General features: G+C 71.0%; 14 protein-coding genes. All 14 read right to left on the bottom strand.

The genetic code is table 11. The features are described 5' to 3' along the window. Positions 1–3: 3 nt before the first annotated feature. Positions 4–540 carry a sugar O-acetyltransferase gene (locus AC3ERS_RS26260; RefSeq protein ID WP_431970827.1) on the bottom strand — a complete coding sequence of 179 codons (537 nt, stop codon included), beginning with the start codon at positions 538–540 and terminating at the stop codon, positions 4–6. Between the two features lie 58 nt (positions 541–598). Next, entirely contained in the window at positions 599–1174 is a 576-nt protein-coding gene (locus AC3ERS_RS26255; protein WP_431970750.1) for a GTP-binding protein, read from the bottom strand. 28 nt (positions 1175–1202) lie between these two features. Further along, positions 1203–1643, bottom strand: coding sequence for a DUF742 domain-containing protein (locus AC3ERS_RS26250; protein ID WP_431970749.1), 441 nt, complete (start codon positions 1641–1643; stop codon positions 1203–1205). Next, positions 1640–2071, bottom strand: a complete 432-nt coding sequence (locus tag AC3ERS_RS26245; RefSeq protein WP_431970748.1) for a roadblock/LC7 domain-containing protein — start codon at positions 2069–2071, stop codon at positions 1640–1642. The genes AC3ERS_RS26250 and AC3ERS_RS26245 overlap by 4 nt, the downstream gene beginning before the upstream one ends. A 19-nt stretch (positions 2072–2090) precedes the next feature. After that, positions 2091–4688, bottom strand: coding sequence for a sensor histidine kinase (locus AC3ERS_RS26240; RefSeq protein ID WP_431970747.1), 2598 nt, complete (start codon positions 4686–4688; stop codon positions 2091–2093). Between the two features lie 797 nt (positions 4689–5485). Then, positions 5486–6514 (bottom strand): hypothetical protein, encoded by a 1029-nt coding sequence (locus tag AC3ERS_RS26235; protein WP_431970746.1) that lies wholly within the window; start codon positions 6512–6514, stop codon positions 5486–5488. 65 nt (positions 6515–6579) lie between these two features. Next, positions 6580–7086: a hypothetical protein gene (locus AC3ERS_RS26230; protein ID WP_431970745.1), complete on the bottom strand. Its 507-nt coding sequence runs from the start codon at positions 7084–7086 to the stop codon at positions 6580–6582. A 129-nt stretch (positions 7087–7215) separates the two neighbouring features. Next, a complete protein-coding gene (locus tag AC3ERS_RS26225) occupies positions 7216–7983 on the bottom strand; it encodes an alpha/beta hydrolase (protein ID WP_431970744.1) in 768 nt (255 codons plus the stop codon). A gap of 117 nt (positions 7984–8100) precedes the next feature. Beyond that, a complete protein-coding gene (locus tag AC3ERS_RS26220; RefSeq protein WP_431970743.1) occupies positions 8101–8391 on the bottom strand; it encodes a DUF427 domain-containing protein in 291 nt (96 codons plus the stop codon). A gap of 164 nt (positions 8392–8555) precedes the next feature. After that, a complete protein-coding gene (pheT, locus tag AC3ERS_RS26215) occupies positions 8556–11087 on the bottom strand; it encodes a phenylalanine--tRNA ligase subunit beta (protein ID WP_431970742.1) in 2532 nt (843 codons plus the stop codon). Between the two features lie 48 nt (positions 11088–11135). Next, entirely contained in the window at positions 11136–12212 is a 1077-nt protein-coding gene (gene pheS / locus AC3ERS_RS26210; protein WP_431970741.1) for a phenylalanine--tRNA ligase subunit alpha, read from the bottom strand. 211 nt (positions 12213–12423) lie between these two features. Next, positions 12424–12951: a hypothetical protein gene (locus tag AC3ERS_RS26205; RefSeq protein WP_431970740.1), complete on the bottom strand. Its 528-nt coding sequence runs from the start codon at positions 12949–12951 to the stop codon at positions 12424–12426. A gap of 9 nt (positions 12952–12960) precedes the next feature. Then, positions 12961–13794, bottom strand: coding sequence for a TrmH family RNA methyltransferase (locus AC3ERS_RS26200; RefSeq protein WP_431970739.1), 834 nt, complete (start codon positions 13792–13794; stop codon positions 12961–12963). A 14-nt stretch (positions 13795–13808) separates the two neighbouring features. Beyond that, complete coding sequence (gene rplT, locus AC3ERS_RS26195; RefSeq protein ID WP_039797323.1) at positions 13809–14189, bottom strand: 50S ribosomal protein L20; 381 nt, start codon at positions 14187–14189, stop codon at positions 13809–13811. Positions 14190–14282: the final 93 nt, after the last annotated feature.

The following is a 14282-nucleotide window of genomic DNA, read 5'->3' as shown; positions in this document are numbered from 1 at the left end:
TCGCTAGAGCGAGCGGATCACCCGCGCCGGATTGCCCGCCGCGAACACGCCGTCGGGCAGGTCGCGGGTCACCACGCTGCCCGCTCCCACCACCGTGTTCGTGCCGACCGTGACGCCGGGGCAGACGATGACGCCGCCGCCGAACCACACGTTGTCGCCGATCGCGATCGGCGCCGCGGACTCCCAGCGCTGCCGCCGCGCCTCGTGATCGGTCATCGGATGCAGGGCGGTGAGCAGCTGGCAGCGCGGTCCGATGGAGACGTCGTCGCCGATGACGATAGGCGCGCAGTCGAGCAGGACGGCGTCGTAGTTGAGGAAGCTGTTGGCGCCGATCTCGATGAGATAGCCGTAATCGCACTGGAATCGGGGCATGATCCAGGACCCCTCCCCGAGCTTGCCGAGCAACTGCCGCAGCACCTGCTCGCGCCGCTCGGTCTCCTCCGGGCCGGTCCGGTTGAACTCGTCGCAGAGCGACTGCGCGCGCCGGCGCTCGGCGACGAGTTCCGGATCGCTGTCCTTGTACAACTCCCCGCTCAGCATCCGCTGCTTGTGCTCGCCCACCTCGACCACGCTAGCCGAGCGGGCGCGCCCGGCCGCCTCAGCCGACTTCGCGCGCCGCCAGATGCGGCGCCGCCAAGCGGTGCATCAGCACCTGCTCCAGCAGGCCGACGAGCACCTCCTTGACCGAATCACGCTGGCGCGCATCGCATTCCAGGATCGGAATCCAGTCGTCGAGACCGAGCGCCTCGCGCACCTCGTCGAGCTCGAAGCGTGGGCCGAGCTCGAAACGGTTCACCACCACGACGAACGGGGTGTTGTGCTCCTCGAAGTAGTCCAGCACCGGATAGCAGTCCTCGACGCGGTCGGTGTCCACCACGATCACCGCGCCGAGCGCGCCGTCCACCAGGTCGTCCCAGAGGAAGACGAAACGGTCCTGGCCCGGTGTGCCGAACAGGTACAGGATGAGCGAGCTGTCCAGTGTGATGCGGCCGAAGTCGAGCGCCACGGTGGTCTGCGATTTGTCCGCGCGGTGGCCGGGATCGTCGACGCCGACCGCCACCTCGGTCATGGCGGCCTCGGTGACCAAGGGCTCGATCTCGGAGATGGCCCCGATGAAGGTGGTCTTCCCGACGCCGAAACCGCCGCTGACGACGATCTTCACCGACGAAGGCATGGCCGGGTCTGCGGGAGGTACCCGCAAGTCAGAGTGCCCGTACAAGATCCCTGATCCTCTCGATGGCTGCGGTGGAGAGCTCCGGTGCGTCACGGACGGTGACGTGGCCCGCGGTCGCGAGATCGCTGACGATCACTGTCGCGACGCCCACCGGCACCCGCAGCGCGGTGCCGATCTCGGCGATGGAATGGGGCCGCTGGCACAGCACCACCACGGTGCGCTGTTCGAAGCGCAGCGGGGCCGAGAGCGCGGCGGGCGGCGACTGCACCAGGGTTTCGATGCGCAGGCCGTCCAGCAGCGGGGTGGTGCGCCCCGCTGTGACGACGAACGGACGCACGAAGTCGTCCGCGCCTGCGACAGGTTCGGCCGGACGGGTCGGTGCGAGACGGCTCGGGTCGAACCATCCGAACGACTCGGTCACCGGGATCATCCGCGGGTCCGGCAGCCGCGGCCGGTCCGGATCTCTCATCTGCGCAACGTCTCTCGCAGCTCGGAGATCAGGGCCGGATCGAGCAGGGCGCCCGCCCGTTCGGCGAGCACCGCCATCTCGTAGCCCACCAGTCCGACGTCGCAGCCGCCCTCGGCGATCACGCCGAGGCAGCTGCCGTCACCGAGCGCGGAGACGAGCAGGAAGCCGCGCTTCATCTCGATCATGATCAGTTTCAGGCCGTCGAACTCGTAGCTGCGCGAGGCGCTTCTCGCCAGGCTGGCCAGTCCCGACACCATGGCGGCCAGCCGATCGGCTCCGGTGCGGTCCAGGCCCTCCGACATAGCGATGAGCAGGCCGTCGGAGGAGACCGCGACGGTGTCGCGGACGCCGTCGGTGTTGCGGACGAAATTGGCCAGCAGCCAGTTGAAGGTGTGCGGGTCGGCGGTCTGTTGCAGGTGTGTGGTCACGGGCTCCCCTTCGCGGTGGTCATTGCTCTGCGGTGGTCTGGGCCAGATCGGCGTCGTACGTGACGTTCTCGGCCGGGTCGGCGGGGCGGCGGGCGGGCGCGCCGCCGCGTTGGTGCCCGGTGCGGAACGACGACAGCATGCCGCGCACCTCCTCCGGCGATCGCTCGACGGCCGGGGCGACGGGCGGGCGCGGGGCCGACGGGCGCTGCGTCGCGAGGGCTTCGGCGGAGCGAGTTCTTTTGGTGCGCTTGACGAGTCCGTTGCGGGTGCGCTGCTGCACCGGCGGCTGCGCGTCGCCCGGTGCGGTGCGGAACCACGGGGATTCGCCGGCGGCGGCGTGGGCCGGGCCCGGTCCTCGGCCGTTCCCATTGGATGCGTGGCGGGCACGATGGTCGCGCTCGTTCGATCCGGACTCGCGTCCTGCGGTCGCCTCGCGGCGCGCGTGCGACCCGAGGGCGGGATCCGAGCGGAATTCCCCTGTCGTGTCGATCGTTTCGATCGGCGAACGCGAGACGTGCGTGGCGGCTCGTCGCCCGTGGTCGGGCGCGCCGACGCCGTTCGTGCGGAACTCCAGTGACGCACCGGGCAATTCGCGGGGTGAGCCGGACGGGGCCGACCACTGGGCGGACAGCGGTGGTCCATCGGTCGCCGCACCGTCGCGGGCCGGCCCGAATCCACTCGATGCTCCGACGAGTTCGAGAGACGAGCCCGCCACATCCGGTTCCGGGCGAAGAACACCGTTTCGCGCCGCCGCGCCGCCTGGCGTCGCGGGCGGATTCTGCTGCCCGCCGAGGAGTTCCGTCGGCAGCAGCAGCCGGGCCACGACGCCGCTCACCGGCGCGATCGTCAATTCGACGTCGATGCCGAGCCGGCCTGCGAGCCTGCCGACCACATAGTGCCCGAGGTAGCGGGTCGGAGCGACCAGGAAGTCGCGGTCGCCGCGCAGGCGGGCGTTGGCCTCGGCCAGTTGGTCGGGGGGCAGGCCGACGCCGTGGTCGACGACCGCGAGCAGGTAGCCTGCGGCCACTTTGCGGCCGTAGATCTCGACTTCCAGATCCGGTGGGGAGAAGGCGAGTCCGTTCTCGATCAGCTCGGCGAGCATGTGCGCCAGTTCGCTGACCACCGCGCCCGCGATCGAGACGTCGTCGATCCGGCGCAGCACGACCCTGCGGTAGTCGTCCACCTCGGACAGGCCGGCGCGGATCACGTCGGTGAGCGCGATCGGTTCGGCCCAGCGCCGCGGGCTGGCCTCGCCGACCAGCACCAGCAGGCTCTCCGCGTTGCGGCGCATGCGGGTGGCGAGGTGGTCGAGCTCGAACAGATTCGACAGCGCCTTGGGATCGAGCTCCTCGCGCTCGAATTCGCTGATCAGCCCCAGCTGACGGCGCACCAGGTTCTGGTTGCGCCTGGCCAGGTTCGCCATCGACTCGGTGCTGTTGCGGCGCAGCAGCGCCTGTTCCGAGGACAGGTCGTAGGCGGTGGCCTGCACCCGGTCCAAAGCGGTGGCGACGGCGGCGATCTCGACGGCGGCGCCGGGCGGCGTCCGCACCGGCTGCGGACGGGGCGGCTGCGTGTCGCCACCGGCGTGCCAGGCGGCGATCACCTCGGGCAGCCGCCGCCCCGCCACATCGTCGGCCTCGGCGGCGAGCGCGGCCAGCGGGCGCACGATGGCGCGCACGCCCGCCACCACCAGCACGATCTCGATCGCCATCGCGATCAGCGCGGCGATCAGGAACCCGGCGAGAGTCACCGCCGCCACCTGCCGCAGTTCGGCCGCGCGCTGGCGCACCGCGTCGCCGACCGTCTGCTGCACGGCGCGCTGCTCGTCGATGACGGCCGTCATCTGCGCCCACCAGAGGCTCGGATCCACCGACCGCACCAGCGGGCCCGCGCTGGAATCGATGGCGACGCGCTCGGATTCGGCCGCCCGCATCCCGTCGGCGCCGCGCATCGCGGCGTCGAGCAGGTCGCGCTGCGCGGTGGTGGCGTCGCGCGCGAACGCGGCCAGCCCGGCCTGTTTGGCGGCGCGGATGTCGAGGAACTGGACGTATTCGCCGGGATCGAAGCCGTCGGCGGCGAAGACGCCGTTGAGGAAACCGCGCTCGCGCGCCGTCTGTTCCTTCGCCTCGCCGAGCGCGTACAGCGCGAGCAGACCGTGCCGCACCTCGGCGTCGCGCGCCTGGTCCAGGCCGAGCCGCGGACGGTTCAGGGCGTCGATCGCGTCGGTGTAGAACTGGAACGCGGCCGCCCGCCCGATCCGGCCCGCGTCCACCTGGGCGCGGACCGCGGGCAGGCCGGCGAGCTGACCGACCGCGGCGCGGATCTCACCGGAACCGTCCGCACCGCCGGACAATTCGGCATCGAGCGCGCGCAGCGCCCGGTCGGTCGCCCCGCGCTGGTCCGCGACGGCCTGGTACAGCCGGACGTCGCCGCCGAGCAGGCCGTTGCTCAGACCGCGCTCGCGCTGCGTCTCGTGCAGCAGGTCCTGCACCACCAAGGCGAGCGAGACTGCGTCCACCGTGTCGCCACTGCGCTGGAACGCCTGGATCTCCCTGGCGAGGGTGATGCCGAGCAGCGTGAGCACCAGGGTCAGCGAAACGAACAGGATTCTGGCCAAACGGCCACGAATAGTGCGCGGCCGAACTATTCTGCCGACACCGGACGCATCCGGTGTGGCGGCCGAAACCGTTGCCGCGCCGCCTGCCTGCGGCCTCCAACGCACACGCACCACCCCGTTCCTCGCGAACAGCGACCGCGACGATTCGGGGACGAATGCGCGGAATCAGGAGCAAGCTGTCACAGCGCGCGGGCGGTGTCAACGCGAAAATCCGACAAATCGGACGCGAGCAGGCATTCTAAACATGCTGGTAATCCAGTATTTTCGCGGTTTCCATCCGCTCACACCGCGCCGCACCATACGGTGACCGCCGCCCCTGTGAATCACGCCATGCCGACGGCCCAGCAAACCGCGCGGAATGCTTGGAACCGCACCGCGACAATGCCTTCGCATACCGCACTGGATCCCGCTGATACCGCACCAGCACCGTCGAGCGTCGCGACGGCGCCTGCCGAGCCGTGCGGGTGCCGTGAAACACCGCACCCGCGCCTGCCGACATCCTCGATTACCCGCGTCGGCGCCGTCGTAAACGCGTCAGCGCCTTCGAAAATCACGTCGGCGCTCCCGAACACCGCGCCAGCTTACGAACGACTGCAGCAGCACCTACGAACACCGCGCCAGTGCTCACGAACAACCGCGCCAGCGCTCTCGAACACCACACCAGCGCTTACCAACAACCGCACCAGCACTTACGAACACCGCACCAGCGCTCACCAACCACGGCGCCAGCGCCTACGAACACCACACCAGCGCACGCGAACAACCACGCCAGCGCTCTCGACCACCGCGCCGAGGACTCAGCCGACCGTGTCGGCGAGGATGCCGAGCACGGCGTCCGAGGCGTAGAACGGTTCGAGGCGCTCCCGGATCAGCTTGGCCAGCACGCCGTTCCGCTTCGCGCCCTCGATCACGGCGGGACCGTAGCGCAGGATCTCGGTGGCGATGTCGTCACCGGAAAGCCCGAGCTCCGGAAGCATGGCCGCGAGCGTGTAGTCGCCGTACTTGGCGTAGAACACCTCGACGCACTCGTCGACGAGCAGGCCGAAGTACTCCTTCTCGCGGGTGGTCACCGCGATCTCGTAGCACAGCAGCACCAGCTCGTTGAGATCCTTCTGGGTCAGATATTCGCGCAGGCCGCTGACCGGCTCGTCGGCGTGCAGATCCCAGAACTCCATGGCGGCCGAGTGCACGGGGGCGTCGCGCAGCATCTCGCGGATCGCGTTGTTGGTGCGCTTGAGCGCGAACATGGCGCCCTTGCCCGCGAGATCGCCGACGAACGTGCCGTCGGCGGCCTTCCTGGCACGGTTGGCGGCCGACTGGCCCAGCGACATCAGCGAGGAGACGCCGGGGATCTTCTCGGCGCGCTCCCGGTTGGCCTGCACGAAATCGTTGATCAGCTTGTCCACGAACTTCGAGGCCACGGTGGCCACCAGCGGGCTCTCGGTGAGCCGGTCCAGGATGCGCTCCTGGGCCTGGTGCATGCCGAAGAGCTTCTCCAGCACCGCCTCCACCGGTTCGCGCTCCACCACCTCGCCCAGGGTGTAGTCGTGGTTGGCGGCGATGTGGTCGTAGATCGAATCGGCGAACACGCCGACCATGTCGGCCAGCACGGGGCTGCCGCCGACCAGGTCGACGACCGCCGCCACGGTCTGCTTCGCCTGGTCGAGCTCCACCACCTCGCGGAACAGCAGTGTGTCGGCCACGCCGAGCACCGCCTCGACATCGCGCGCGACGACCTCGGCGAGACGGTCACCGGTCACCTCGGCCAGCAGGAATTCCACCTGAGCATCCAGGAGCCGTTCGGCGATCTCACGCGGCTCGGTCATCGTTTCACCCATTCATCTCGGTCCGGCTCAGTGCTCGACGGCGGCACCCGGCGGACCAGCGCACGTCAGTCGGCGCCCTTGTCGCGCAACGATTTCCGAATCTGGTCCAGGCGTTCCCGCGCGGCCTTCTCGCGCGCGGCGAATCGCTCGTCGGCGCTGCGGCCCGCCGGGGTCTGCCGGTCGAGCTCACCCATCCCCTGCGCAGTGCCGAAGCGCTGCTCGACCTTATCGCGAACCGACTCGAAAGTAGGTACCCCGGACGGCGAATATCCGCCGGTCTCGGGCGTCGCCGGAATACCGGTCGCTTGAACCGGTACCGCCGGTACCGGGAAACCGCCTCCGACCTGCCCGGATGCCGCCGCGCCCTCGCCGATGTCATACGCCGAGGCATCGGACGTGGCGGGACTCACATCAAGATCGGTCGTCGCATGAGAGGCCCCGGCCAGCTCGTCCAGCGCGGCGCGCACGGCCCACAGTGCCGAGCGCCCCTCGACCGCGGCGCGCAACACGGTCACCAGCTCCGCGTCCGGCAAGGCGGCGAGCCGCGCCACGATTTCCCTCGTATCGCTCATGCCTGCGCCTCGCTGACGCTCGGCTCCGGCACGCGCGATGCGCGCTGGCACACGATTCGCTCACTACGTTCGCTCATAACGCCAGGCTACGCACCCGAACAGACCGCTCGCCCTGTTCGCGCTTCCCCGCTAGCCCGCGAGCACCTCGGTCGCCCAGGCCCGTAGCGTGGCGGGCCAGTCGGCGCCGAGCAGCGCGATGACGTCGTTGTGCCCGGCGCCCGGCACCACCACCAGCCGCTTGGGTCCGGACGCGGCCGCGTACAGCCGCTCGGCGTTGCGCACCGGCAGCAGTTCGTCGCAGTCGCCGTGCATGATCAGCACGGGCGCGGCGAGCCTGCCGATTCGCCGCAGGTTCGGGTAGGCGTCGGGGATCAGCGAACGCGGCAGGAACGGATAGATCGACCCGGCCGCGTCGCGGATGCCGGTGAAGGTCGACATCAGCACGAGTCCGGCGGGCGGATGCGCCTCGGCGAGTTCGAGCAGCACGCCGCCGCCCAGCGACTTGCCCAGGTACAGCACCCGATTCGGGTCCACTCCGGGCCGGGCGAGCAGCGCGTCACGCGCCGCCCGCGCGTCCAGGTAGGTGCCGTGCTCGCTGGGCCGCCCGGTGCTGCGGCCGTAGCCGCGGTAGTCGAAGGCGAGCACGTCGAAACCCGCGTCGACGAGCAGCGCGTAGATCGCCACCCGGTCGCCGAGGTTGCCCGCGTTGCCGTGCGCGAAGAGCACGTGCCCGATCGACCGCCGCGCGGGCAGCCACCAGGCGTGCAAGGTCTCGCCGTCCTCGGTGCGCAGGGACAGGTCGGTGTAGTCGAGGCCGACCGCGGCGGGCGTCTGCAGGATCTGCCGCTCCGGCAGGTAGGTCAGCGCGTTGAGAATCAGGGCCGCGGGGTGTCGCATGCAGACGTTCTTACTCCGCCGGGGCACGGCGGCTCGACGCCGCCCCGGCGATGACGCGGCCGTCCCCGGCTTCCGATCTTCGGCGACGGTGACGCGGTACCGGCTGGTCGGCCAGGGTCAGTCGACGACCACGTCGACGCCGCGCCAGAACGCGACGCGGTCGCGCACCATCTCGGCTTCCGGCTTGGGCGTCGGGTAGTACCAGGCGGCGTCGGGATTGCTCGCACCGTCGACGGTCACCGTGTAGTAGGAGGCGGTGCCTTTCCACGGACAGACCGTGTGCTGATCGCTGGGCTCGAGGTATCGACGGCGCACGGCGTCCGCCGGGAAGTAGTGATTGCCCTCCACCACCACGGTGTCGTCGCTCTCGGCGAGCACCGTCTCGTTCCATACCGCTCGTACGGTCATCGGACCTCCCAAGTCGTCGGACGAAAGCTGCCAACCGCCACGCTACTCCCGATTGCCGGGCGGCCCGGAACGCTGCGCCGCAACCCGGGACGCGCACGGCCGGGAAGCGACGAGACCCGTACGGCGCTGCGGCCGTACGGGTCTCGATGTCGTCGCGGGCTCTGTCAGCCGCGCAGGACCGCCCCCACCGCGTCGGCGGCCGACGCCACCGCGGCATCGCGGGCGGCGCTCGCCTCGTCCTCGGTCAGCGTGCGGTCCGGCGCGCGGAAGCGCAGCGCGTAGGTGAGGGACTTGCGGCCCTCGCCCGCCTGGGCGCCCTCGTACACGTCGAACAGGGCGATGTCCTCGAGCAGCTCACCGCCGCCGGTGCGCAGCGCGGCCTCGACCGAACCCGCGGACACCGACTTCTCGACGCTGACGGACACGTCCTGCAGCACCGCGGGGAACGGCGACACCACCGGCACCGGACGGGACTCGCGCAGCGGCAGCGCGTCGAGGTTCAGCTCGAGCGCGCAAGTCCGTGGCGGCAGGCCGGAGCGTTCCAGCACGGCCGGGTGCAGCTCGCCGGCGTAGCCGACGACCTCGCCGTCCACCACCAGCTCGGCGCAGCGGCCCGGATGCCACGGCAGGTGCGCGGCGGCGCGACGCTCGATGGACACGCCCGCGGCATCCGCGATGGCATCGGCCAGGGCGAACGCGTCGGCGGCCTCGGCCGGACGGCCGGGGCCCCACGGTCCGCGCGGCTCGCGGCGGCCGGTGAGCACGACGCCGACGTGCACCGGCTGCGCGGGCAGCGAGTCGACCAGCTCGGCGATCTCCTCGTCGGTCGGGCGGCGATCCACCGGAAGCGCCTCGACCGCCCTGGTGTTCGGGCCGGGCAGCACCACCTGGGCGATGCCGTAGACGGTCAGATCGCGCGCGCCGCGGGAGATGTTGCGCGCGGCCACCTCGAACAGGCCGGGCAGCAGCGTGGTGGCCAGTTCGGCGCGCTCCACGTCGAGCGGGTTCAGCACCCGGGTGGTGACGCGGCGCGGGTCGTCGGCGTCCAGGCCCCAGGTGTCGAAGACGCCCGAGGGCAGGAACATCGGCGGCGGCACCTCGATGCCGCCCGCGAAGGCCAGCGCCCTGCTGACCGCGCGGCGGCGGCGCTGCGCGGTGGTGAGCCCGCGCCCGGCGGGCGCGGTCGGCAGCACCGACGGGATCTGCTCCAGACCCTCGAGCCGGAGCACCTCCTCCACCAGGTCAGCGGGCTGGGTCAGGTCGGGCCGCCAGCTCGGCGGGGTGACCACCAGCTGGCCGTGCCCGGTCTCCTCGTTCACCGACACCTCGACGGTGCAGCCGATCTGGGCGAGGCGGCGGGCCGACGTGCCGGTCGGATAGGTGACGCCCGCGACTCGATCGGCCAGGTCGATGTCGATGCGGATCGGTTCCGCCTGCGGCGTCGGCACCCGCACGTCGGTGAGCGCGGGCTCGATGATGCCGCCCGCGATCTCGGCGAGCAGGGTGGCCGCCCGGTCCAGCGCGGCGACGTTGATCTCGGGATCGACGACGCGCTCGTAGCGCTTGCCCGCCTCGGACACCAGCTTGTGCCTGCGCGCGGTGCGGTAGACCAGCAGCGGATTCCAGGTGGCCGCTTCGAGCACCACATCGGTGGTCTCGGGGCCGACCTCGGTGCTCCCGCCGCCCATCACGCCCGCCAGCGAGACCACGCCGGACTCGTCGGCGATCACCACGTCCTCGGCGTCGAGCACGCGCTCCACCTCGTCGAGGGTGCGCAGCGTCTCGCCCTTGTTCGCGGAGCGGACCACCAGACCGCCGTTGAGCTTGTCGGCGTCGAACGCGTGCAGCGGCTGGCCCAGCTCGAGCATGACGTAGTTGGTGACGTCGACGGCGGGCGAGATCGGGCGCACGCCCGACAGCAGCAGCCGTCGCTGCAGCCACCACGGGCTGACCGCGTTCGGGTCGATGCCGGTGACCCGCCGCACCGCGAACCGGGTGCACTTCGACGACGGCTCGAGCTGCACCGGCCAGGCGTCGGTCTCGTCGTCGGGCAGGGTGCGCACCGCCGGGTCGGCGTACTCCAGATCGAAGCCGCAGGCCAGCTCGCGGGCCAGGCCGCGCACCGAGAAGCAGTAGCCGCGGTCGGGCGTGATGTTCAGCTCGATGACCGTGTCGTTCAGGCCGAGCAGCTCGTTGGCGTCCGCGCCGGGCTCGGCGGTGCCCGGCTCCAGCACCAGGATGCCGGAGTGGTCCTTGCCGATGCCCAGTTCGGCGACCGAGCAGATCATGCCGTGCGAGACGTGGCCGTAGGTCTTGCGCGAGGCGATCTTGAAACCGCCGGGCAGCTCACCGCCGGGCAGCACCACCACGACCAGGTCGCCGACGGCGAAATTCCGTGCGCCGCAGACGATCTCCTGCAACTCTGGGTTGCCGACGTCGACCTTGCAGAAGCGAATCGGCTTCTTGAACTCGGTCAGCTCGGTGATCTCGGCGACGCGCCCGACGACCAGCGGCGAGGCGGCGTCTGATCCCGCCCCGCTCGCACCCGCGTCGCCGTTCACCCGGTGGAGCTTGTCGACCTCCTCGACTTCCAGCCCCACACGGACGAATCCGGCGTCCAGTTCCTCCGGCGTCACCGACCACTCGGGTGTGGTGCGCTGGATGATCTCGGTCAGCCAGGACTGCGCTACTCGCACTTGAGGTTTCGCTCTCTCGATCGAAGGGAGTTCGGGAATCGGGCCGGTTCAGGACCGGATGCCGAAGGGCAGGGTGAACCGCACGTCGCCCTCGACGATGTCGCGCATGTCGGGGATGCCGTTGCGGAACTGCAGGGTGCGCTCCAGGCCCATGCCGAACGCGAACCCGCTGTACACGTCGGGGTCGATGCCGCTGGCGATCAGCACCTTGGGGTTCACCATGCCGCAGCCGCCCCACTCGACCCAGCCCGCGCCGCCCTTCTTGTCCGGGAACCAGACGTCCACCTCGGCGGAGGGTTCGGTGAACGGGAAGTAGTTCGGCCGCATCCTGGTGCGCGTCTCCGGCCCGAACAGGGCGCGCGCGAACGCGTCCAGGGTGCCGCGCAGGTGCGCCATGGTCAGGCCCTTGTCCACCGCGAGGCCCTCCACCTGGGAGAACACCGGCGTGTGGGTGGCGTCCAGCTCGTCGGTGCGGAAGGTGCGGCCCGGGCACACCACGTAGATCGGCAGGTCGCGCTCGAGCATGGAGCGCACCTGCACCGGCGAGGTGTGCGTGCGCAGCACCTGGCGCGAACCCTCCGGCGCGATGTGGAAGGTGTCCTGCATCGTGCGGGCCGGATGGTCGGGCAGGAAGTTGAGCGCGTCGAAGTTGAAGTGCTCGGTCTCCACCTCGGGGCCCTCGGCAACCTCCCAGCCCATCGCGACGAACACGTCGGCGATCTGCTCGGAGATGACGGTGATCGGGTGCCGGGCGCCGACCGGTTCCCGGCGGGCGGACAGCGTGACATCGATCGCCTCGGCCACCAGCACGGCCGCGTCGCGCTCGGCGAGCAGCACCGCGCGGCGGGACTCGAACGCGTCGGAGACCCGCGCCCGCGCCACGTTCACCCGCTTGCCCGCGTCGGCCTTCTCCGACTTGGGCAGCCCGCCCAGCGCGCGCTGCGCGAGGGCGAGCGGCGCCTTGCCGCCGAGATGCTCGGTCTTGGCCACCGCGAGAGCGTCCAGATCGGCTGCCGCGGCGAACGCCTTCTCGGCCTCGGCCGCCGCCGCGGCCAGCGCCTCCTCGGTCAGCGCGACGGCGTGCGTCTCGGCGTTCTGCTCGACTCCGGTGTTGTCGTCGGCCACGATCGTTCGTCTCTCCCCTGGGGATCGGTTCGCGGGTCCGGCTTATTGCCTACCCACATTGCTGCTGGTGGAATCCTATTGGATCGGCCATGACCGATTCACGCGGATTACCCGCTGGCGAGCCGCGCGCCCGTGCCCGGGCAGCGCGCGCACCGCCGCCCTACACCCGGAAAACGGGCATCCGCGCAGGTATCGCGCCTCGCGCGGCCGGTCACCAGAGCGGTACGTACACCGCGTCGCCCTCCACATCGGGCGCGACCGGCAGGAAATCCGGGACGGTCCGCGCGGCGCTGGCCCGCATCTTGCGCACCGCCTCCGCCACGCCGGGCGCGCCGATGCCGAGCCGGTCGAGCAGTTCGGCGCGCACCTCGAGGAACTCCGGCCGGTCGACGGCGAACTGCTCCTCAAGCTCGGCCACCGGACGGCCCGTGCCCAGATCGCGCCAGTACGGATAGGTCGCGATCAAGGCGACCGCCTCGACCAGATCGGCGGCCAGCAGCACCGCGCCGCCTTCGGAGTCGGCGTACAGCACCGGGCGCTCCGTCCCCTCCGCGCCGCACAGGAAGAACGTGCCGCCCGCGCTGTCGCCCGCGATCGGCGTGAGCGGCGTACCGCTCGGCAGCCGCAGGTCCTCGACGGGCTCCCGGCGCGTGATATCGAAATCGCCCGGCCAGGCGAGCAGCCCGGCCAGCTCGGGATCGCCCTCGATCCGGCGCAGCAGTTCGTCCCCGGCGCTCATGATCGAACCCTAGAACGCCCCCGCGTGTCGCACACGAGAACTGGCATAGAGACAGATGGCCGCCGCGGCGGCGAGGTTGAGGCTCTCGGCCCGGCCCTGGATGGGGATGCGGACGCGGTGGTGGGCGCGGGCGGCGACGGCGGGGTCGAGGCCGTGCGCCTCGTTGCCGAACAGCCAGGCGATCGGGCGCTGGAAGAGCTCGTCGGCCTGGTCGAGGTCGACCTCGCCCGCGGCGGTGGTGGCCAGCAGTGTGATGCCCGCGGCGGCAAGGGAATCCAGGGTCTCCGCGACATCGTGGTGGCGGGCGACGGGCACGTGGAACAGGCTGCCCGCGGTGGCGCGCACGCACTTGCCGTTGTGCGGGTCGACGGTGTCGCCTGCCAGCACCACGCCGTCGGCGCCCACCGCGTCGGCGACCCGGATGAGGGTGCCCGCATTGCCGGGCTCGGCGATCTCGACCGGGACGGCTAGCATCCGCGGCCGCTTGTCGAGAATGTCGGTCAGCGGCACGTCGATCAGCTCGCACACCGCGACCAGGCCCGGCGCGGTGACCGTCTCGCCGAGATGCTCGGCGGCCCGGTCGCTCACCAGCGTGGTGCGCACGCCCGCGGCGGAGGCGCCGGCGATCAGCTCGTGCTCACGCGTCGCCGCGGCGGCGGAGTAGAACAGTTCCCGCACCCGCCCGGTCTCCAGTGCGGCGGTGACCGAATTCGCCCCCTCGGCGAGGAAGAGTCCGGCCTTGCGGCGCTGCGGCGCGCGGTGCAGCTTGACAGCCGAAACGACCCGCGGATTGCGCTCGGAGAGCGCGTCCGCGGGTCGTTCCGAAAGGTGTCCCTTGGTCAACAGGGTCGGCCGGATCAGGCGGCCGGGGCGTTGACGTCCTGCGGGAGGGCGGCCTTGGCGACAGCGACCAGACCGGCGAAGGCCTCGGCGTCGGAGACGGCGAGCTCGGCCAGGATCTTGCGGTCCACCTCGACACCCGCGGCCTTCAGGCCCTGGATGAAGCGGTTGTAGGTGATGTCGTTGATGCGCGCCGCGGCGTTGATGCGGGCGATCCACAGCTTGCGGAAGTCACCCTTGCGCGCCCGGCGGTCCCGGTAGGCGTAGGTGAGCGAGTGCAGCTGCTGTTCCTTGGCCTTGCGGTACAGCCGCGAGCGCTGGCCCCGGTAGCCCTTGGAGGCCTCGAGGATGGAACGGCGCTTCTTCTGAGCGTTGACGGCCCTCTTGACGCGTGCCACTTGGTCAGTCCTTGATCGAATAGGGGGCGCGTGCGGCGCCCGGGAGGTTGGTCGGGGGTGGCGTCCGGAAACTCCGGTCGCGGTGCTGCCCTA

Source organism: Nocardia sp. bgisy134 (genome assembly GCF_057708325.1).
This window is presented reverse-complemented; position numbering and strand designations above follow the sequence as displayed.

Excerpts from the sequence above, each read along its gene's own strand:
- AC3ERS_RS26260 (WP_431970827.1), bottom strand. The coding sequence starts at position 540 with ATGCTGAGCGGGGAGTTGTACAAGGACAGCGATCCGGAACTCGTCGCC.
- AC3ERS_RS26250 (WP_431970749.1), bottom strand. The coding sequence starts at position 1,643 with ATGAGAGATCCGGACCGGCCGCGGCTGCCGGACCCGCGGATGATCCCG.
- AC3ERS_RS26225 (WP_431970744.1), bottom strand. The coding sequence starts at position 7,983 with ATGCGACACCCCGCGGCCCTGATTCTCAACGCGCTGACCTACCTGCCG.
- AC3ERS_RS26255 (WP_431970750.1), bottom strand. The coding sequence starts at position 1,174 with ATGCCTTCGTCGGTGAAGATCGTCGTCAGCGGCGGTTTCGGCGTCGGG.
- AC3ERS_RS26235 (WP_431970746.1), bottom strand. The coding sequence starts at position 6,514 with ATGACCGAGCCGCGTGAGATCGCCGAACGGCTCCTGGATGCTCAGGTG.
- AC3ERS_RS26205 (WP_431970740.1), bottom strand. The coding sequence starts at position 12,951 with ATGAGCGCCGGGGACGAACTGCTGCGCCGGATCGAGGGCGATCCCGAG.
- AC3ERS_RS26230 (WP_431970745.1), bottom strand. The coding sequence starts at position 7,086 with ATGAGCGATACGAGGGAAATCGTGGCGCGGCTCGCCGCCTTGCCGGAC.
- AC3ERS_RS26220 (WP_431970743.1), bottom strand. The coding sequence starts at position 8,391 with ATGACCGTACGAGCGGTATGGAACGAGACGGTGCTCGCCGAGAGCGAC.